This is a genomic window from Pseudoalteromonas sp. SaAl2 (assembly GCF_052947895.1).
Genome location: NZ_CM129605.1, coordinates 3,574,063 through 3,593,603 on the forward strand (window position 1 = coordinate 3,574,063; position 19,541 = coordinate 3,593,603).

19 protein-coding genes and 4 pseudogenes are annotated in these 19,541 nt (G+C 38.9%); 7 read left to right on the forward strand and 16 right to left on the reverse strand.

Translation table 11 applies throughout. The annotated features are described in order from the left end of the window. Positions 1-12 precede the first annotated feature (12 nt). The 3 genes and pseudogenes from ACU8V8_RS16825 to ACU8V8_RS16835 all read left to right on the forward strand — a co-directional run bounded on the left by ACU8V8_RS16825 (position 13) and on the right by ACU8V8_RS16835 (position 1,222). Positions 13-651, forward strand: a complete 639-nt coding sequence (locus ACU8V8_RS16825) for a DUF4178 domain-containing protein (protein ID WP_446888257.1) — start codon at positions 13-15, stop codon at positions 649-651. Further along, positions 648-966: pseudogene (locus ACU8V8_RS16830) on the forward strand (hypothetical protein). Before ACU8V8_RS16825 ends, ACU8V8_RS16830 begins: the two are co-directional and overlap by 4 nt. A 70-nt stretch (positions 967-1,036) precedes the next feature. After that, the gene (locus ACU8V8_RS16835; protein WP_087534552.1) at positions 1,037-1,222 is read left to right on the forward strand and encodes a hypothetical protein; all 186 of its coding nucleotides are present in this window, start codon (positions 1,037-1,039) and stop codon (positions 1,220-1,222) included. A 16-nt stretch (positions 1,223-1,238) separates the two neighbouring features. On the opposite strand, the gene ACU8V8_RS16840 is transcribed toward ACU8V8_RS16835, so the two are convergent. From ACU8V8_RS16840 to ACU8V8_RS16860, 5 genes are all read right to left on the reverse strand, one after another. Beyond that, complete coding sequence (locus ACU8V8_RS16840) at positions 1,239-1,634, reverse strand: hypothetical protein (protein WP_446888258.1); 396 nt, start codon at positions 1,632-1,634, stop codon at positions 1,239-1,241. Positions 1,635-1,644: 10 nt separating this feature from the next. Then, the gene (locus tag ACU8V8_RS16845; protein ID WP_446888259.1) at positions 1,645-2,118 is read right to left on the reverse strand and encodes a hypothetical protein; all 474 of its coding nucleotides are present in this window, start codon (positions 2,116-2,118) and stop codon (positions 1,645-1,647) included. 129 nt (positions 2,119-2,247) lie between these two features. After that, a complete protein-coding gene (locus ACU8V8_RS16850) occupies positions 2,248-3,624 on the reverse strand; it encodes a class II fumarate hydratase (RefSeq protein ID WP_446888260.1) in 1,377 nt (458 codons plus the stop codon). Positions 3,625-3,632: 8 nt separating this feature from the next. Further along, a complete protein-coding gene (locus ACU8V8_RS16855; RefSeq protein WP_446888261.1) occupies positions 3,633-3,998 on the reverse strand; it encodes a hypothetical protein in 366 nt (121 codons plus the stop codon). Positions 3,999-4,095: 97 nt separating this feature from the next. Beyond that, on the reverse strand, positions 4,096-4,278 hold the full coding sequence (locus ACU8V8_RS16860; protein WP_446888262.1) for a hypothetical protein: 183 nt from the start codon (positions 4,276-4,278) through the stop codon (positions 4,096-4,098). 181 nt (positions 4,279-4,459) lie between these two features. Between ACU8V8_RS16860 and ACU8V8_RS16865 the strand changes: the two genes are divergently transcribed. Further along, positions 4,460-5,053 carry a DUF938 domain-containing protein gene (locus ACU8V8_RS16865; RefSeq protein WP_446888263.1) on the forward strand — a complete coding sequence of 198 codons (594 nt, stop codon included), beginning with the start codon at positions 4,460-4,462 and terminating at the stop codon, positions 5,051-5,053. Here the strand turns inward: ACU8V8_RS16865 and ACU8V8_RS16870 are convergent. The 4 genes and pseudogenes from ACU8V8_RS16870 to ACU8V8_RS16885 form a co-directional block, all read right to left on the reverse strand. Next, positions 5,037-6,181 (reverse strand): annotated as a pseudogene (locus tag ACU8V8_RS16870) (GNAT family N-acetyltransferase). The gene ACU8V8_RS16865 and the pseudogene ACU8V8_RS16870 overlap by 17 nt on opposite strands. An 8-nt stretch (positions 6,182-6,189) precedes the next feature. Next, positions 6,190-7,554: an alpha/beta hydrolase gene (locus tag ACU8V8_RS16875; RefSeq protein ID WP_446888264.1), complete on the reverse strand. Its 1,365-nt coding sequence runs from the start codon at positions 7,552-7,554 to the stop codon at positions 6,190-6,192. Continuing rightward, positions 7,544-10,258, reverse strand: a complete 2,715-nt coding sequence (locus tag ACU8V8_RS16880; RefSeq protein WP_446888265.1) for an ATP-binding protein — start codon at positions 10,256-10,258, stop codon at positions 7,544-7,546. Before ACU8V8_RS16880 ends, ACU8V8_RS16875 begins: the two co-directional genes overlap by 11 nt. Positions 10,259-10,326: 68 nt before the next feature. After that, on the reverse strand, positions 10,327-10,785 hold the full coding sequence (locus ACU8V8_RS16885) for an Lrp/AsnC family transcriptional regulator (RefSeq protein WP_446888266.1): 459 nt from the start codon (positions 10,783-10,785) through the stop codon (positions 10,327-10,329). A gap of 141 nt (positions 10,786-10,926) precedes the next feature. Between ACU8V8_RS16885 and ACU8V8_RS16890 the strand changes: the two genes are divergently transcribed. Further along, entirely contained in the window at positions 10,927-12,108 is a 1,182-nt protein-coding gene (locus tag ACU8V8_RS16890; RefSeq protein ID WP_446888267.1) for a PrnB family protein, read from the forward strand. Then, positions 12,101-13,218, forward strand: a pseudogene (locus tag ACU8V8_RS16895) (aminotransferase class V-fold PLP-dependent enzyme). The gene ACU8V8_RS16890 and the pseudogene ACU8V8_RS16895 overlap by 8 nt, the downstream one beginning before the upstream one ends. On the opposite strand, the gene ACU8V8_RS16900 reads toward ACU8V8_RS16895, so the two are convergent. Then, positions 13,207-13,377, reverse strand: a complete 171-nt coding sequence (locus ACU8V8_RS16900) for a hypothetical protein (protein WP_446888268.1) — start codon at positions 13,375-13,377, stop codon at positions 13,207-13,209. The pseudogene ACU8V8_RS16895 and the gene ACU8V8_RS16900 sit on opposite strands and share 12 nt — an antisense overlap. 64 nt (positions 13,378-13,441) lie before the next feature. Continuing rightward, complete coding sequence (locus ACU8V8_RS16905) at positions 13,442-13,690, reverse strand: hypothetical protein (protein WP_446888269.1); 249 nt, start codon at positions 13,688-13,690, stop codon at positions 13,442-13,444. A gap of 210 nt (positions 13,691-13,900) precedes the next feature. On the opposite strand from ACU8V8_RS16905, the pseudogene ACU8V8_RS16910 reads away from it, so the two are divergent. Continuing rightward, positions 13,901-15,317 (forward strand): annotated as a pseudogene (locus tag ACU8V8_RS16910) (mannose-1-phosphate guanylyltransferase/mannose-6-phosphate isomerase). Between the two features lie 17 nt (positions 15,318-15,334). Here ACU8V8_RS16910 and ACU8V8_RS16915 read toward each other — a convergent pair. The 5 genes from ACU8V8_RS16915 to ACU8V8_RS16935 form a co-directional block, all read right to left on the reverse strand. Further along, entirely contained in the window at positions 15,335-15,598 is a 264-nt protein-coding gene (locus tag ACU8V8_RS16915; RefSeq protein ID WP_446888270.1) for a hypothetical protein, read from the reverse strand. 329 nt (positions 15,599-15,927) lie between these two features. Beyond that, the gene (locus ACU8V8_RS16920; RefSeq protein WP_446888271.1) at positions 15,928-16,236 is read right to left on the reverse strand and encodes a hypothetical protein; all 309 of its coding nucleotides are present in this window, start codon (positions 16,234-16,236) and stop codon (positions 15,928-15,930) included. Positions 16,237-16,333: 97 nt separating this feature from the next. Beyond that, positions 16,334-18,085, reverse strand: coding sequence for an ATP-binding protein (locus ACU8V8_RS16925; RefSeq protein WP_446888272.1), 1,752 nt, complete (start codon positions 18,083-18,085; stop codon positions 16,334-16,336). A gap of 119 nt (positions 18,086-18,204) precedes the next feature. Then, positions 18,205-18,861, reverse strand: coding sequence for a helix-turn-helix transcriptional regulator (locus ACU8V8_RS16930; RefSeq protein WP_087534627.1), 657 nt, complete (start codon positions 18,859-18,861; stop codon positions 18,205-18,207). A gap of 226 nt (positions 18,862-19,087) precedes the next feature. After that, positions 19,088-19,459, reverse strand: a complete 372-nt coding sequence (locus ACU8V8_RS16935) for a histidine triad nucleotide-binding protein (protein ID WP_446888273.1) — start codon at positions 19,457-19,459, stop codon at positions 19,088-19,090. Positions 19,460-19,541 lie beyond the last annotated feature (82 nt).

The window sequence follows — 19,541 nt, forward strand, 5'->3', positions numbered from 1 at the left end:
AAGAGGCAGTCTATGTTTAATTTCTTTAAATCTAAAAAAGCCCCAGAACGTCAATTAACTCATGCTAGTGAATTGCAAAAAGGCGATATGCTAAGCATCATTGATTCGTTTGCTTACCCTAGTTGGTTAAAAGGGCAAACGGTGCGAGTGATTGATGTGCAAACCTATCAATATCAGCACAGTAGCGATACCGAGTTTGTTTTAGAGACTAACAGTGGGCAAGTTGTTTTTTTACAAATTGAAATGGAAGATGGCGAGCAGTCGGCTAATTTTTCAATAAAGATTCAACGTGATGAAGTAGATGATATTTTTACCCTCGACGAGTTTGCGCGTATTTTTGACGAAGAATCTCTAACCTTTATAGAAGTTAAGAATACACCTGAGCGCTTTATGCAGTTCTTAGGTAAAAGTTACCAGCAAAGTGAATCGCCATACGTTTGTTATTTCCATAAGCAAGATTATCGTAAACAACCTTTACCTCGTTACGAGCAAGAAGGTGGAGAACCTTGTGAAATGATATGCTTAGCCTCTGACGATGAAAGCCACAGCTTAAATATTGAAATTTGGGATGGTGGTGAAACTGAGGTATCCCTTACACTGACTAGACCCATATCCGATATTGTGGATTTATTTCCTGGAGATGCAAAGTGAGTGATGCAAAGGCTAAATGGCAACGCCAAGAGCAAGCTGTAAGAGCAACGCAAATGGCCTTTGATCTAAGCAGCGAAGTGCAAAAATCAATAAAAAAAGCAGGCGATTGATCAGGAGCTAACACCTTCAGATATGATCCGTAAAATTTTAGCGCTCGATGTTAAGTCAAAAAAAACGCGTCAACGATTGTCATTTAATCTCAATGATGAGGAAATTGCATTACTAGCTGAACGCTTTGGTGTTCCGGTCGATGACAAACGAGCAGTTAAGCAACAAGTCGCTGAATTACTTATTGCCCACAGTAATAAAAAGTAGCTGCAGTTTTGCCTTCTTAAATATAAGCCCTTACACTGAGGGCTCATATCCTAATAAAAAATGAGTTGCCGTGAATATCGTTTTAATCGCTTATTTAATTATTTTCGCTTTATTTGGTACTGCTGCGAGTTACTTTGTGCGATTTATTTACGCTTACTGGGTAAAAAAGCAAATGCCAATGCAGCATATATTTAAAGCAGGTGTGTGTATTGTTGGCGTATTAGTAATATCAGCGCTAATCCCATTGATGGTTTAGCGCAGCAAGAAAAGCGTTATTTGATTTCAAATGCTTGGCATTTTTGATTAATACACAAAGCTTGTACTGGTAAAACTGGTGAGCAATCGCTTGCTCCACTCGCTTGATTCTCAAGGGCTTCTTTCTCAGTTACTTGTTGAGCTAACTGCTCAGCGGCTTCCTGCTCAGTATTTAAAGCTGAATATACTAAGTACCTGCTGGGCCCGCCACACGCTCGTTGACCTACCTCAAGAACTTTACACTGAAAGCTCGCTGTACAGCTGGTATCTTCAACTAGTTTAGATAATGCATCGTTTGCTTTAGCCAAACTTGCAGGGCCTGATGAGCTAGTATCAAACGTACTTTCACAGCCGGTAATACTAAATAGGCCGGCTGCAATTGCCAGCGTTCTCGAATATGAAACGCACTTCATATTAATTCCTTTAATAAACACTTGTTGCATTACCAGCAACTTTAACACATTTATTGCTACTACACTGCGCTGCTGGCGCAGTTAAATGTTGGCAAATACTGACCATCCCCGTTTGGGCATTCAATTGGCTTTCGAGGGTTGTTATATGCTTTGCTGCCTGTTCAACTTTCTGACTATCGTTATTTTTAGTTGAATAAACAAGGTAGCTGCTTGGTCCGCCGCAGGCTCTGCTCCCTACAGGCAATACCTTACATTGTGCGCTAGTATCGCAGCTAAGATCTTCGGTGAGTGTTTTTAATTGTTCGTGGGCTGTTTGAATTGCTTCTCTCGAAACGGCTTTGTTTTTATCACCTATAGCCACTGCCTGATTATTTTTGGCTAAAGCGGTGGGGGCTGGTTTTAATTGCTCTGCCTCTGGTGTTGCAGCGTCCGAGCAGCCAACAATAAAAAGAGGTAATACAACAACACATAATGAAAAGCGCATAACAAACCTTTATAGTGATTAACAAGTAATCACTATCATACACTTTGCACATAACACAGCAATAAAAACTATTACATTCAGTAAGGTAAACCCGCAAAGCTATTTAGCTAAACGGGTTACATAAGGCGCTTATAGGCCGCCTTGGGTTAGCTTGGTGGGATTAAGTAATTCTTCTAAATCAGCGCGAGATAGCTGCGTTTCTTGCTCTGCTACATCAATGATTGGCTGACCACTTTTATACGCCTGTTTGGCAATTTTAGCTGCTTTTGCATAGCCAATAACAGGGTTTAAGGCCGTGACTAAAATTGGGTTCTTTGCCAAGGCTTTATCAATATTTGGCTGATTGACCTTAAACGTGCGAATGGCTTTATCAGCTAATGCGCGGCTACTATTTGCAAGTAACTCGATACTTTGCAATATATTATAGGCAATGACTGGCAGCATGACATTAAGCTCAAAGTTGCCAGATTGTCCTGCAACAGTAATCGTGGCGTCATTACCAATCACTTGTGCGCTGACCATTGCTGCTGCTTCTGGGATCACAGGGTTTACTTTACCAGGCATAATTGAAGAGCCTGGTTGTAATGCTTCAAGTTCAATTTCGCCCAGCCCGGCGAGTGGTCCCGAGTTCATCCAGCGCAAATCATTGGCTATTTTCATTTGTGCTACGGCAAGTACTTTTAATTGCCCAGATAATGAAACGATGGCGTCTTGTGAGCCAATGTTATAGAAAAAGTTTTTACTAGGCGTAAAACGTATGCCTACGTTAGTGCTTAAGTTTTTACAAAATTGCTCAGCAAATTGGGGATCTGCATTTACACCTGTCCCCACCGCTGTTCCTCCTTGTGCAAGTGCTGATACGCCATCTAAGCTATGGCGAATAGCCGCCATTGCTGTATCAACTTGATGCTGCCATGTATTTAGAGTTTGACTAAAAGTGACAGGCATTGCATCCATTAGGTGAGTGCGGCCAGTTTTAACTACATCGCCTACTTCAGCTTTTTTACGCTCTAGCATCTGTGATAGCTGATCAAGGGCAGGAAACAGTTCATAAACGACATTAATTACACTGCTAACAGCGATAGTCGTTGGGATCACATCATTTGAACTTTGACCCATATTCACATCATCATTTGGGTGAATTAGCTCGTCATTGTAGCGACTTGCAAGTGTTGCAATGACTTCGTTGGCATTCATGTTAGTACTGGTGCCTGAGCCGGTTTGAAAAACATCAATCGGAAAGTGATCTAAATGTTGGCCATCAATTATTTCTTGGCAGGCGCGTTCTATTGCCTGGGCTTTTTGTTTTTCTAAATGACCTAGTTCGCAGTTGCTTTGTGCAGCAGCTTGCTTAACGTATGCCAATGCCGTAATAAACTGTTTTGGCATGGCTAAACCACTAATACTAAAATTATTAACCGCACGCTGGGTCTGTGCTTGGTAAAGCGCATCGGCTGGTACTTGTAATTCGCCCATGCTATCAGTTTCAGTTCTATACTCGCTCATAAAAGCTCCTAAAAAGGGTTGAATTCGTGACTGAGAATACGTGCTTCTCGTTCAAGGATAAGATATTTTTCGTTACCATTATGGGTTCTATAAAAACGTTTTAACGCCAATAAGGGTTTGTATAGTTGCTCTGAACATTGCTTACGTATTGCGCAATGAATTAAAGAATCGCACATTTTGTTAAGAATTTCATGGAAAGTGCGTCTTAAATAAAGTTCTTGGAGCAAGATACTTTGGCTTTTTTCGTAATAGCGTGCAGCATTGAGGCCGGCTTCAATATAGTTTGCAACTAAAGCGGGGGCATGTAGTCCGGGACGTTGGCAAATACACCTCATTTGTTGTTGATAATAAAGCATTGCTTGGTGTTCGTGCATAATAAAACCGAATAACTGTAACGATAATTGTTATCATTACAGTTATTCGGTTTTGGTGCAAGTTTGAATGTGTAAAACTTGTTGAAAGTTTCTGGTATTAATTATAACCAAGGATGAAAATTTGATCTGTTTCATGCTTTTTATGAGCCTTATCTAGTTGATTTGTTTGTGATAGTAAATCAATTACGGTGGCTCTTTCATCACAGTTTATTTTTTCGCTTACGGGTTTTTCGCTAGCTGCGAGTGCTGCATCGAGTGCGGTGTAGGGTGATATATACATGATTTTCTCCTATTTATGGGTTCACATTACATAAAGCATAAGCTGTACCAACTTGAGCAATAACATGTAACCGCATGATTTTAGTAAATTAAAAACAAACAGCGCTTTTTGGACACGACAAAAGTAATTAAATTTGCTTTACTGTTGTGCATAAATTCCTGATTGTGGTGCGCAAAAAAGAATGAATAAACCATTTTCTCAAGCTTGTGAAAATAATAAAGGGCCTATATTAGCTGTTTTACAGCAGTATCTTGGTGACACCCAAAATGTGTTAGAAGTGGGATCAGGGACAGGGCAGCATAGTGTGCATTTTGCGGCGCATTTAACTCATTTGCAGTGGTATACGAGTGACCGTTTAATTAATCATGCTGGCATAATGCAATGGTTAGAGGATGCCAAGTTAAGTAACTTACACTCGCCTTTAACATTAGATTTAAATCACGATTGGCCAGTTAATAAAGTGGAGGCTATTTACACTGCTAATACGCTACACATCGTAAGTTGGAAGTTAGTTGAACAATTTTTTGCGGGTGTAAAACAGCATTTAGCACCTGCTGGTATAGTGTTTATTTATGGCCCATTTAAGTACCAAGGCCAATTTACCAGTGATAGTAATCAGCGCTTTGATGAGTTTCTAAAACAGCAAGATAGTCAAAGTGGTATTCGCGACGTTGAACTCATTATTAAACTTGCGCAGCAAGCTGGTTTAACACTTTTGAGTGATAACCAAATGCCTGCTAATAACCAATTATTAGTGTTTAAACATCTCGTTTAAAAGGTAATAGGGTCTCACAGTGTTGCAGGTAAGCTAGAGTGTGCCGTTGGTTTCTCGCTTTAAAAAGTCAGCAATCGCGAGGCTAAAATTTTGATCTATTATGGTGTGAATAGAATGCGTAAAAACAGGCTCAAAACCGCGGGCTATCTTGTGCTCGCCTTGAGCACCTGAGTGAAAGCAATTTAATTCATTGTTAATGCAATATTCAATACCTTGGTAGTAACACAGCTCGAAATGCAGACAATCTACTTCTTCACTGGCTCCCCAATAGCGGCCGTATAAGGTACCATCACTTTTAAAGCTCAGTGTTGCTGCGATTACCTTTTCGTCTTTCAGGGCGTGCATGATCACCAATTTATCTAACATTAAAGCCTGTAATAAAATAAAAAACTCATGGTTTAAATAGCCCATGTGGCCAGAGCGCTTTAGATATGTACGCTGATAAAACTCACAAAATTGACTGACTACTTCGCGCGTGATCTGATTGCCTTGTAACCATTTAATCGTGATACCTTGCTGAGTGATTTTGTTGCGTTCTTTTTTGACTGCTTTGCGCTTTCTGGCGTTTAAGTTTTGTAAAAAGTCAGCAAAACTTTTATAGCTATGATTAAACCACTGAAATTGCACACCAATACGGGCCATTGCATTAAGGTCTACAAAGTCATTAACTTGTTGTTTCGGGCAAAAGTTAATATGCCAACCAGACCAGCCATTTTCTTGGCAATGTTCGTTAAGTAATTGCACAATGTACTCATTCACAGCACCTGAATCATTCGCATGTATCGCAATACGCTCACCTTCAATGGGGCTAAACGGTGAGCCACATAGCCATTTCGGGTAATAGGCTAAACCATGCTGCTGGTAGGCTTCTGCCCATGCCCAATCAAAGACATACTCACCATAAGAATGGCCTTTTAAGTAGCCAGGTGCGAGTGCGACGATTTCGTCATTTTCGTAAATAGCTAAGTGCAAAGGTTGCCAGCCACTGGTTTGACTCACGCACTGGCTTTGCTCTAATGCAAATAAAAAGGCGTGATCAGTAAATGGGTTATCGCCAAAAAAAGACTGCCAAATGTTGGCATCTATTTCACTAATAGCGCTAAACCAATGATGACGAAAACGTGACATAAACGGCTCTATTGTTGTTCAACTGCGTGTAAAAACTGCTGTATTTGCTGACTTAGTTCGTCAAAATAAGGATTATACGTTAAACGCTGAAAAGGTTTGTATTGGGCTAAGTTATCAGCTGTGCGTTCACCTATGTTAGGTTTCTCTATCGTTTTACATTGTTGGTAAAGTATTTCATCATCAAGGTAGCTGCCGCAATTACGATAAGCCCCTTTACTGCCATAATGTGGATTATTTGGTGAATTAACCACAGCAATATGTGATATCCCATGAATATTTTTACAACTATTATTTACGCACTGAGGGTTATAAATAGTGTAATCTTCAGCAAAGCTTGTCGGTATTGCTTTTTTATCACCGTATAACACTAGGGTGTCTAAGTCGTTCTTAGGGCGAGCTTTTTTATCGTGCAATGTGTTAAGTAATGCCAGTGTTACTTGGCTATCAATCGTGGTATCTACATCGCTTAAAACGCTAAATATAGGGATGTTAGGTAAATTGCGCTTTTTAAGGCTTGTTAACTTAATCGTTGCCATTGCATCGTGTGCAGCAGCTGCGGCATTCCAAGGGAATGACTCATACTTGGCAAAGTCAATGTCAGCGTCTTCATCTATCCAATCAACAAATGGAATTAAATCAATCCACTGTGCTAACCAGCCATTTTTGTTATGGGGCTCGCTTGCAGGAGAAAACAACATGAGAGCTTTGATATTTTGATCAACAGGTTGAGTAGTTAGGTAGTTAACCAGTAATGCTGCACCTGTAGAATAGCCGCCAAGCACGACGCTGTCATAATCAATTAATGTGCGTTCTATGGCGTAGTCAGCAGCGTCTTGCCATTGCTTTGCGTTAACGTTTTGTAGTGAATCTGCTGCGGTACCGTGGCCGGGTAACAGTATGGTTCTTACACTGTAACCTTGTTGAAAATAAACTTGCGCTAAATCATGAAAAGTAAAGGGCGAATCCGTTAGGCCATGAACGAGTAAGGCAACCTTATCGTTATTTGGTTGGCGTAATTCAAAAGGTGCAATAATATCGGCAATGTTTGCCTTTTCTGGTCGTGAACCTTGCTCTACAAGTTGTTTATAGGTTGGCGTTAATACTGGGCAAGGCATTTTTGCTCGTGGATTTTCTTGTGTAATATGCTGATAAGCAAACTCTAAATACTTGGTAAAGCTGGTGTTAGGTTGATATGAAAATACCTGTTTGGATTGTTGCTTGGTAAAACGCAGTAAACCTTGTTCTTTACTTTTTATTATGAAGTCGAGATCTGTTAACTGATCAACACAATTATTATCAGCTGCAAGCTCTAAGGAACTAAAACTAAGTGAAACAAATAAGCCAAGTGAGCTGAAAAATCCTTTAATTTTCATTATTATCTACATATTGAGTGAGGCACTGTGTTAGCTTATCGAGTTCAAGCGGTTTTGCAAGGTGTTGATTAAAGCCAATAGCTAACGCATGCGCTTTATCTTGAGGCATTACATCAGCTGTAAGTGCTATAATAGGCAATTGCTCAATTGTTTTAAATTGGCGAATTAAGGCCGTGGCTTTATAACCATCCATCACCGGCATTTGGCAATCCATTAATATAATATCAAACTCATTATTTTTTACTTGCTCAACGGCAAGCTCGCCATTTTCAACTAAGGTCGGTTTTATATCTAACGAGTCGAGCATCGCTTTTATTACGAGTTGATTTACTGAGTTATCTTCAGCAACAAGTACTTTTAATTTACTTAAATCAATATCGCTTTTGAGTTTTTGTAATTTCTTTTGTGCTGGGCACGTTACAAGCTCAAGGTTTAAAGTAAATGTGGAGCCTTCGTCTTCTTTACTGTGCAAAGAAATGTCACCAGACATTAATAAACTAAGTTCTTTAGCTATTGTTAAACCAAGGCCTGTACCACCAAAGCGCCTAGAAGTTGAATCATCCGCCTGAGTAAAAGCATCAAAAAGTTTGTCTTGCTCTGATGCTGCGATACCAATGCCACTGTCTTTTACACTGATAGAGATACCCATTTTATCATCGATTGTTTTGAAAACAGTTGCATTAATACTTACTTCACCTTGATGAGTAAACTTAATTGCATTACTACATAAATTTAAGAGTATTTGCTCAATCCGCATTGCATCACCTTCAAACCATGTGTCATGAGGTAGATTATTATTGCAATGCCAGCTGATACCTTTATTTTCAGCTGTGGATTTGAACATACTATTAATGCGTTCTAGTAGTTCGTTCAAGTCAAAAGGGCGGCTTTCTAATACTAGCTTTTGAGACTCAATTTTAGATATGTCTAATACGTCATTGACTAAGTTCAAAAGTGACTTTGATGCTAAATTAATTTGATTAAGGTAGTGAGTTAAAGTCTCTAGATTGTCTTCTTTTTTCGCTAAACTTGAAAAACCAATCACTGCATTTAACGGTGTGCGAATTTCATGACTCATATTTGCTAAAAAGCGACTTTTCGCTTTATTGGCTTCATCGGACTGTTGTTTCGCATTCTCAAGTGAACGGGTGCGCTCCGATACTAACCTTGAAAGCGCGATATGTTGGTGGTTAAACAACAATAAAACCATGAGGATAAGGCTACAAACAACGACCTGTAATACAAGTAAAAATAAAGTCAGTTGATTTGTGTAATGAGGGATAAACTCATCTTTTATGGTTAAATCGATAAACCAGGTTTGCCCAGAGAAGTTAATCTCAACCGTTGAAAATATGGCGTTTTTTTTATTGCTCTCTTGCCCATTAATAAAAAAAGCAGGGTGTGTTTTATCTTCATAAATAACGATATTGAACATATCGACTTGCTCTTGGGTAATTGCTTGCTCAATGATATTTCTTACTAGAAATACCCCTGTTGCATACCCTTTTATAGTCGCTTGATCATTGTTTTGTTTAAACACGGGAGCAAAAAGTAAATAAGCTGGCTCAGGTTGATCCGTTTGCACCAGTTTTATTATTTTAGTTCCTACAGGTTGATATTTAATACTGGGATCTAATAACGTTTGCCGCCTATCAGCACGCGAGAATACATTAAAACCAAGTGCAGATTGATTTTGAGTAAAAGGTGCTATGTACTTTACCACTACAAGTGGGTCGTTTGTGGATAAGGGATCACCTTTGATTTCAATATCCATATGATAAATATCTTTTAACTCACTACGGAGTTTAGGTATTTGTTGTTGGCTGATTTTTTCATTCCAAGACAATGCTTTTATAAAAGCATGTTGTGAGAGTAACTCTGATGCATAACTATAAAATTCTTGTAATGTTAAGTTAGGGTCAGATTGCATCTGGCTTGCGAGGCTTTGTACTGCAATTTGGCTACGATTTAAATAGCGAAATAGGCTATTTTCAATGATCAGCGCTTCTCGATTCGCTATTTGTAACGCATTAGAACTACTTTCTTGATTATAGAGTTTTGTCGTCATTGCAACCGACACTAGCAATACGGAGCATACTAAAATGGTAGGGAGGGAGGTTAGGTTGTATCGCTTATTTTTAGTTTGTAGTAAAGCAAGTAATAAAGGCGTTGTTATTAACACTCCTAAAGCATCACCCAGCCACCAGTACAATACATTACTCCAGTGATTACTAATACTGTAAGCCGGGTTAAAGATACTTAGGGCGTATACACCAATATTTGCCGAAATAAGACTGACGACTATGCCAATGATAAATATGAAAAATATAATCGCCTTTCGAGTTTTAAGGTAAAGAGGGTGTCCTAGCCAATACTTTAACAAGCCAGCCCCTACCATGGCTTGTACCACTACCCCTAAACCTATTAATAAAACTTCATTTAGTGTATTACCTACAAGCACATTATCGCTGACGCTACTTTCGCCAGCACTGAGGTTAAATGCAACTGAGGCAATAAAAAGGGCGGGGATAAATCGCCACCACCAAATAAAGCAACCCACAAGAGCAATACCCGCTGGTAACCAGATAGGAATGACCTGGGATTGGAATGCGAAATTCGTGAGTAATTTGCCGATCAAGAAGTAAGCGGCACAGAGAACTACGTAAAAGCATAAAGAGCTTATTTTAGATTGAAATACCTTCACGTGTGTCCTGTTGTATTTATTTTTATATTCGCTTCAGTATAGCTAAATAGTACAAGAAAGGGGGCTTTTTATAATGGTAATTGCTTTTTACTAAAAGCTTGCTTTAAAACAATAGTTGACTCAATATTTGCAATACAATCAATGCTTCCCAGCTTATATTTAACAAAGTGCTCGTAGCTTTCTAAATCAGTAGCCACTATTTTTAGTAAATAATCATAGCTGCCAGAAATCACCCCACACTCTAAAACATAGGCAAGCTTTTCAACTTGTTCTTCAAAGGAGTTTGCTGCACTGACTGAGTTCTGATTTAATCTTACAAATGCATACACTAAAACATTTAAGCCAACCTTTTTTGGATTAATTGCGCCATGATAGCCACAAATAACCCCAGTGTTTTCGAGCTTTTTTATGCGTCTTAAACAAGGTGTATCCGATAAGTTTACCTCGCTGGCCAATTGTGAAATAGGGCTACGCGCATTATCTTGTAGGCGAATTAACAGCTCTCGATCTTTTTTATCTAAACTCATGAGTTGTAGGATTTCTTTGAAAGTTGGTTGTTAAATAGTTAAAACCACTAATTTTATAAATAATTTTTAGGGTTTTTGCTGATTACTACTCTATGCTATCTGTTAACATAAATGCAATAAAAAACTTTGGATAAAGTAAATATGAGTAAAAATACTCAAGCATTTGACGAATGGCTCAGAACCCGGTTTGTTGAAATAAATACTAACTTGGAGAAGTTATATTGGCAGCAAGATGATAAAGCCAATGTGGAGTTTGTAGGGGAGCAATATAAGCATCAGCTAGAGCTTGAAGGGAATACTCATATAAGTAAACTGTTAGCTGAGGGCAATACAGATGAAGGCTTTGACAGCGCATTTGATTTACTTGGCAATGTGGGTTTATTTATGGCGGCGTGTCGTCGTCATGAAATTACTGAGCCATCACGAGAAACAACATCGCCACTCGTTGAAGCGTCGGCTTTAGCGATGCACATAGGCGCTTCGATTGGGGTGACTCCACGTTTTGCTACTGCGCATTTAACCACCCATAACAAAGCCGTCGATGGTGTATATAAACGCTTTACGGATTTACCAGATGAAAAACTGTTTATTGATTACAACACAAAAGGTATTTTGGCGTATAAGCGAGCAGCCGACGCACTATTAAAGATGCAACCTCTAGGTATTTCACACCCGTTGTGCGGCGATCTACTTAAAGTTGCAAAAATGGCACTTTTAGATGTTATTGAATCAAATAACGCGTTATATACACAGCTCGATACAGATCGATTCTTTTTTTGTGTACGTCCATATTACAAGCCGTATCGAGTTGGTAAAGAAGTCTATCGTGGCGCGAATGCGGGAGATTTTGCTGGTATTAATGTAATTGATTTGCTACTGGGCTTATGTTTTGCAAATGAGCCAAACTACTCACAAATGCTGGTGGATAAATTTTTATACATGATGCCAGAAGATCAACAAATACTTCGTGAATCAATGCGTATGCCAAGTATTATGGATGATTTTTTAGCTGCATCAAATATGCGTGAAAGTGATTGGTTTCAAACCAATGTAAAACTGTTTATTCAGGTTTGTAAGCTTCATGGTGATACGGCAATTGGTCATCATAATCAATTGGTTAGTAAGTTTATAGCGCAACCTGCTCAGCAAATGCAGCAACAACATATGCAAAAAGTGACGGCGAGCGGGCCGCCATTGCATGTTTTGTTAGATTCACTTGAGAAACTCAGAGATCGCCGTGCTGCGGCTAAACGTGATGATATAAAAACTCGCTATGATGACTTATCGCAGCTAAAAAAGTGGGTGAAAAAAATAAATGTATAAAGATGACTTTAATTTATCTTCAGGGTGTTATCTATTAAATCACTCGGTTGGGCGAGCATTAAAAAGTAGCCAAAGCGATTTCAACGAGCAGTTTTTTTCACCATGGCAAACGACTAATAAAGAGCCATGGCAACAATGGCTATGTACCATTGAGCGTTTCACTCAGGCTTTGAGCGATTTATTTAACAGTAAACAAACACTTTTTTGTCCGCAGGTTAATTTATCCAGTGCATTAACTAAAATATTAATGTCGCACCCAAGGTTTAAACAAAGTAAATGCAGAGTATTAATGGCGCAAAGCGATTTCCCGAGTATGGGTTTTGTTATGCAAAAAGCGTTGGCCAAAGGTGCTCAGATTGACTATATACCCAGTGAGTTAGACTTAACAGATATTAACGTTTGGCAGCAATATATAAAACCAGATACTGACTTAGTTTTTATTAGTCATGCTTATTCCAACACGGGGCAACAAGCTCCTGTTAGCGACATTGCACAGCTATGTAAGCACAATAACTGCTTAAGTCTAGTGGATGTAGCACAATCTGCGGGTATCTTAGCGCTCGACTTAGCAACTGTTGAAGTCGACTTTATGATTGGCTCCAGTGTAAAGTGGTTGTGCTCAGGGCCTGGCGCGGCCTATTTGTGGGTCAGTGAAGCGCAACTCGAACTTTGCCAACCGACAGATGTCGGCTGGTTTTCACATCAAAACCCCTTTGAGTTTGATATTAATCATTTTGATTACAATACTACGGCATTACGTTTTTGGGGAGGAACCCTTCGATTGCTCCCTATGTTATAGCAGGGCATAGCATTGCATACTTTGCAAAATTAGGTGTTGCATCAGTTCGTGAATATAATCTTAAATTGTTAGCCCAGTTAAATTTAGCCTTGAGTGAATATCAGGTTTCACCCAGCTCGGCACAAGCCTCTAGTGGAACCGCTATTTTTAATTTTGCACAGCAACAAGCTAATGTGATGCATGCTCTGACAGCTGCGAACATCAGTGTTGATGAAAGAGCGTATGGGATTAGGGTCTCACCGCATATTTATAATGATGAAAAAGATATTGAGCAGTTTATCGCAGTCGTACAAGGCGTGCTAAGGCCCTGATTGTTGGCGTAAGTCATCTTTTAGTTCAATGAGTGTTTTAATTTTTTTCTCATGGCTGCTTATTTGTGGCTTAAAATAACTTTTTAACTCATCAGTGCGCTGAGCAATCGCATCTGCGATGGAATTTGCACCCATGCGGTTAGCACTGTCTTGCGTCATGTAGTCAACTTTTTGCTTATTCTTTGCAAACGTTTCTTGTAACTTTTTGATTGCCTGTTGGTGCTCAGTAATTTCGCGATCTATTTTTTTGTATTTTCAGGTAGTTATCCACAGAGTCTAGTGTATTTTTTTGAGTTTGTTCACTTTGAGTTTGCGCTATATTAGGCGTTTTAATATTGACTTCTTTGGCATTTTCATCACAAGGGAATTGACTAAATATAGCAATACCATTCTTTTCACATTGGAATACGGTGGTTGCAGCTTGGCTTGAGCCAGCTATGGTTAATACAAAAAAACATAACAACGCTCGCATTATTAATCCTTAAAATACATAAAACATGAATTTAGTTTACTTTTTTGTAGTGTAGCAATTGAGTAATTAATGTAACGAATTTAATGGATATATTTTCAGTTACTCTTAAAGTAACGGTAGAAATATCTCTATGAGTTATAGGGCGAAGCATATTAAAGGAGCTTAATCTTCTGTTAGAATGAAGCAATTAAATCAAGCTGTGGCTGGTAAATGTCTTTAATCACTCCTGTAATTCTCGCTGGTGGGATCGGATCAAGGTTATGGCCTTTATCTCGCCAAGCGATGCCAAAACAATTTCTCTCTTTGTTAGATGAGAAATCGTTATTACAAAATACCTTAGCACGGGTTAATGGTGATTGTTTCAATGACACTATTTTAGTATGTAATGAACAGCATAGATTTATTGCCAGCCATCAGTGTGAAGCCATAGGCGTAACGCCTAAAGCTATTCTATTAGAGCAGCAAGGTAAAAATACCGCACCAGCTATCGCACTTGCTGCACAGTATGCATTAGCTCAGGGAATTGATTCACCTATTTTTGTTATTCCTGCCGATCATTATATCGCTAACTTTGAGCATTTAGTGCAACAACTTCCAGATGCAATCGCAATGGCCGAACAAGGGAAACTGGTTACTTTTTCAATTAAGCCAGATACAGCTAACTGTGGTTATGGGTATATTAAACAAGGCTCAAAAATAGCTAATTCACACTGCTATCAAGTTGATGAGTTTAAAGAAAAACCAGATCTAGAACTGGCACAACAGTATGTGACAAGTGGTGAATACTCATTTAATAGTGGCATGTTTTTGTTTACGCCAAAAAGCTACCTTCGCGAACTGGAAAGGTTTGCGCCAAAAATAGCCCGTGCCGTTGCCGATGCTGCCAATTTTAGCCAAGATTTAGGGTTTATAAGGGCTGATGAAGCCGCGCTTAGCTCATGCCCAAGTGATTCTATTGATTATGCAATATTAGAGCGTAGCGATAATGTAGTGGTGCTACCTTTAGCTCTTAATTGGAGTGATGTTGGTAGCTTTAATGCGCTGTGGCAAAGTGTCAGTAAAGATAGTTTAGGCAATCATGCTAGCTATAACGACGTGTTGTTTAATAGCGAAAATAACCTTGTTTACAGTGAAGAAGGCCACATTATCGCGGCTCTAGGTGTAAATAACTTAGCCGTTATTCATACCCACGACGCAACGTTAGTGGCAAATAAAGCGCAATTAGATCAGTTACCACAGCTCCTAGCCCAGTTAGCGAATAAGCAAAGCGATAAGCTACTTAACCATCAGGCTGTTTATCGACCTTGGGGAAGTTACCGTGTGCTAGTGGAAGGAAGTGGTTTTAAAGTTAAAAAAAATCACGGTTAATAGCGGCGGCAGGCTCTCTACTCAGCGCCATCAGTATCGAGCTGAGCATTGGGTGGTGGTGTCGGGGGTTGCAGATGTCAGTATTGATGGCAAAGCCAGTGCTTTAACTGCCGATCAATCCTGTTATATAGCCGCAGGTCATATACACAGTTTAGCTAATAGCCAAAATAAACCACTTATATTAATAGAGGTGCAAACCGGTAGCATACTGGATGAAAGCGATATTGAACGTTTTGACGATGTTTACGGTAGAAGTTAATGGTTAGGTTTGACGAATCAAATCAGGCTAATAACCAAGCCTATAATTAATATTACCCAGAAAATAGCGGTATCTCTAAAATGGTTGAGTAGCCAAAAGTAGAGTAACGCCAATGCACCTGCAATGGCTGTTGCAACAATAGCTGTAAGAAATCCTACACCAGACATTAAGTTAATCAATAATACAATTCCAGTGTAAATCCCTGCGCATAATTTAGGGCGTTCAGTATTAATTAGTAGCTTTAATAGAGCGACCAAAATCAAAACTTTAAAAATGAGCATCGTTCTATCCTTAGTTATTCAGCGCGTACCTATTAAACTAAAATATTATGAGTTGAGCAATCGGTTTCTCATAGGATGCTAATGCGGCGTGCAAACATTACAATTTAGAAAACAAATAAAAAAACAAATAAAAAAGACAGTCATCTTAATTTATTGAAAAACGACTTTACAGTAATTGTGAATAAACCCGTTTTTTTAACTTTGCTTCTTTATTCCTTGAAACTATACTCTCGCAAACTCGCAAACTCGCAAACTCGCAAACTCGCAAACTCGCAAACTCGCAAACTCGCAAACTCGCAAACTCGCAAACTCGCAAACTCACTAACTCACTAACTCAGCTCACTTCTCACATATTTTAAATACTGTTCTAAACTACTTTGCCATAATACGATTGCATCGGTGAGGGCATCTTTAAGCGGCTTGTTGTCTAACAGTCGCCGTTCTATTTTTTTTAGCTCGGAGCCGTAACGGTTAAAACCAAGCTGCAATGCCGTACTAGCTTGTCGGTGCAGTACTTTAATACATTGATCCTTGTCCTCATCGTGTAATTGTTGCGCACGTATTAACTTGTTACGAGCTGAGAGGACAAACTCATTATAGATTGATGAGACTTCATCTTCACTAAAAGAGCTTTTCAATGTCTCTGCGGCGGTTTCATCGTAGAGTACGTTACTGAGTTCAACGGCAATAATCGGTGCTTGGTTATTTTGTGAGTCGCTCAGAGCTTGGCGTAGTTTATGGTGTTTTATTGGCTTGCCGACAATGTCTTTTATGCCAAGCGCAAAATATTCTTTTTATTTCGTCAGGGCTCAAGCTCGCAGTAAAAGCAAGGACGGGTGTGCGTTGGTTTTTATGCTCAACCCCCTTTAAAGTCTTGAGTACTTCTTGTCCTGTTAGGTCGGGTAAATTCATGTCTAATAAAACCACATCAAAGTGGTGCTGTTGCATCAATTTAATAGCACTTTTGCCATCGCGAGCTAGTTTGATTTTATGTTCATCATCAGCCATAAATTCAATGGCTATTTTTTGATTCAGGTCTAAGTCTTCTACCAGTAAAACATCAAGTCCCGTAATGTATTCTTTCGATTGATGGCGCTGTTCGACCAAGCTCAATTCACCTAATGCAAGCGTAATATCAAAGCTAAACGAACTGCCTTTATCTAATTCGCTGAAGATATCTAAGCGAGAACCTAGTTTGTCTAATAACCTGCTGGTGATCGCAAGACCAAGGCCTGTTCCGCCTTTTTCTTTTCCTGCATTGCTTTGTACATAAGGCTCGGTGAGATATTCAATTTCATCATCTTCAATGCCAGGGCCTGAGTCAATGACACTTATACGAATACGGTGTTCTAGCTGACGCTCTTCGAGCAATTCGACTCGAATTTTTACTTCACCTTGATCAGTAAATTTAATTGCATTACCCATCAAGTTTATAATTATTTGGCGCAATTTTTGTTGATCGCAATAATAACAAGCTTGCTCAGGGAGATTGTAGATTAGCTCAAAGTGCAGGCGTTTTTGCTCTGCTAATGGTGTGAGTAGTAGGCATAAATTATGTAGCCAAGTTTTAAACTCAACATCTTCTTCGTATAGAGCTTCGTTGTGTTGATCTAAGCTTGCGTAATCGAGTACTTTGTCTACTAGCAGGTTCAAAGATTCAGCTGAATTAATTATCGCTTCACAGTAGGGTTTATCGCGAGAGTCACTTGACTGGTTAAGAATTAATTGTGCACTGCCTAAAATACCATTGAGGGGCGTGCGAATTTCATGACTAATCGTTGATAAAAACAAACCACGGATCTCGAGATCTTTTTGTGCTTTAGCGGTGAGTTGGTTAAGGTTTTGTTCGCGTCGCTCATTACAAAGTAGCGCCATACCCGTCGTATAGAACATGGGGGCTATTACCCCATTGACTAATAAAGTAACACTAAACCAGTTCTCTTTTAACAGGGTGAAATTGTTGACGTCTTCCATTAAAAAGGCGCGCCCAGCATAGATACAGCTGACAATTGAAAGAATAAATATATAAACAATACTGCCATTAGGGTAGGGCTTTCTGGCAAAGCAGATAAATAAGTACAGCAAAAGTATAGCTTCACTTAGATGCTGTAAATCAGCAGCAAGTATTCTGTTGCGTAAATCTGAGTCAACAACCGTGAAGTATACTAGTAGGGCTGCGCAGAACAGTGTACTGATAATAAAAAAGTTTAACTCTTTACCTCTGTAATTAAAAAACTGACTAATTGCTAATGCATGTATAACTGATGCACTAAACCAAAGCGTATTAGCGAGTATAACAATTGGCACGCTATCAATATTACCATGTAAGGCAAAACTCATAAGTGCAGCAAAAAGTACTAGAGGATAAAAAATGAAAAGGAGTGTGCCTGGAGTGTTTTTATTGGTACGCCACGTTAGAAAATTTAGCAATGTCATTACTGCCATCATAGCTGCACTGGCAAAGTAAAGAGTGAGGGAGTCGAGCATATTTATTCCAAGCAGATCAGAGACCGGTTCAGAATAATAGGATTTTTCAAGCTTAGCAATTTATCAGGCGTAAAACAGGCACATAAAGTACCTGTTTTAATTTAAAACCAAACGAACGTTTAGCGGATTTCGTCAGGTATATTTTGTTGAGCCCAAGAAAGTAACTCAATGCGGTTGCGGCATTTGGTTTTTCTAAATGCGCTATATAAATGTGTTTTTACTGTGTGTGGGCTAATGCTAAGTGCTTCAGCTATTTCTTTGTTTTTAGAGCCGTTACTCATTAATGAGATAATTGCTTTTTCGCGCTTAGTTAACTTAACTGGCTCAATGTCACCCTCTGTAAGCTTGTGTAGGGCGTCTTTATTAAACTGCAACATGCGGTTTAACGCATTACACATGATATCGCGGCGATACCAAAGCTGATCTTCAAGCAATAAGCGAATACCTTTCATTAATACATCAGCATTATCAGTTGTATAAAATACACCACGAATACCGCTTAATAGTGCACGATTAGCAAGCTCAGGATTTTCATCTAAGTTAAATAATACGATATCGCATTTTACACGGAGATTTACTAATTGTTCTTTTAATTTTTCCCATGCACCGTTACTTGAAGTTTCAATAAACAATAAACGAGTGTCCTCAGGAACATCTAAAATATTAGTTCCCGTTGTAACATTTAGCCCTTGGGTTTTTAACAATGGCTCTAATACATTAATACCAATTGTATTAATTGGCTCTAAATCTAGTAACAAAAAGGCTGAATTACTCATACTTACATACTCTTGAATAAAGTTGACTAATCAATCCTATCACGCAATCCACCCCTTTCGTATTAGAAATTTCCTAGAAAGGGGCAGGAAAAGTACATTTTTATGGCTTTAAGCATGTCATACATAAAGATAAAACATGTAAATTCATTGTTATGCATATGAATTTATTGAATATTGTTTTTAAACGGGTAATTTTTGATTGAACCAAAAGTGCTGGGTATTTTTTTTATAGTGGTTCTTTTTTGCTATCTTGATAAGGGGGCCAACCCATACTTTTACCTGCTAACATATGTAAATGAATATGGTAAACGGTTTGCCCGCCATGCTCGTTGCAATTCATGACTACTCTAAAGCCATCTTCACTGAAACCATGCTGTTTCGCAATTTTAGCGGCTACAACGTATAAATGGCCAACAATAGGAGCATCTTGCTCTGTAATATCGTTAATTGTTGCAATCGCTTTTTTTGGGATAATTAAAATATGAAACGGTGCTTGTGGGTTGATATCCTTAAAGGCGAGCGATTGCTCATCTTCATAAATAATATCTGCAGGAATTTCACGATTAATGATTTTGGTAAAAATTGTTTCGGTCGTCATTTTTGTGGCTCTGTGTTGGCTTGTACTAAAGTCACTAATGACAAATTTTGCTAGCAGTGTCAAACTGAAATCAAACAGAAGG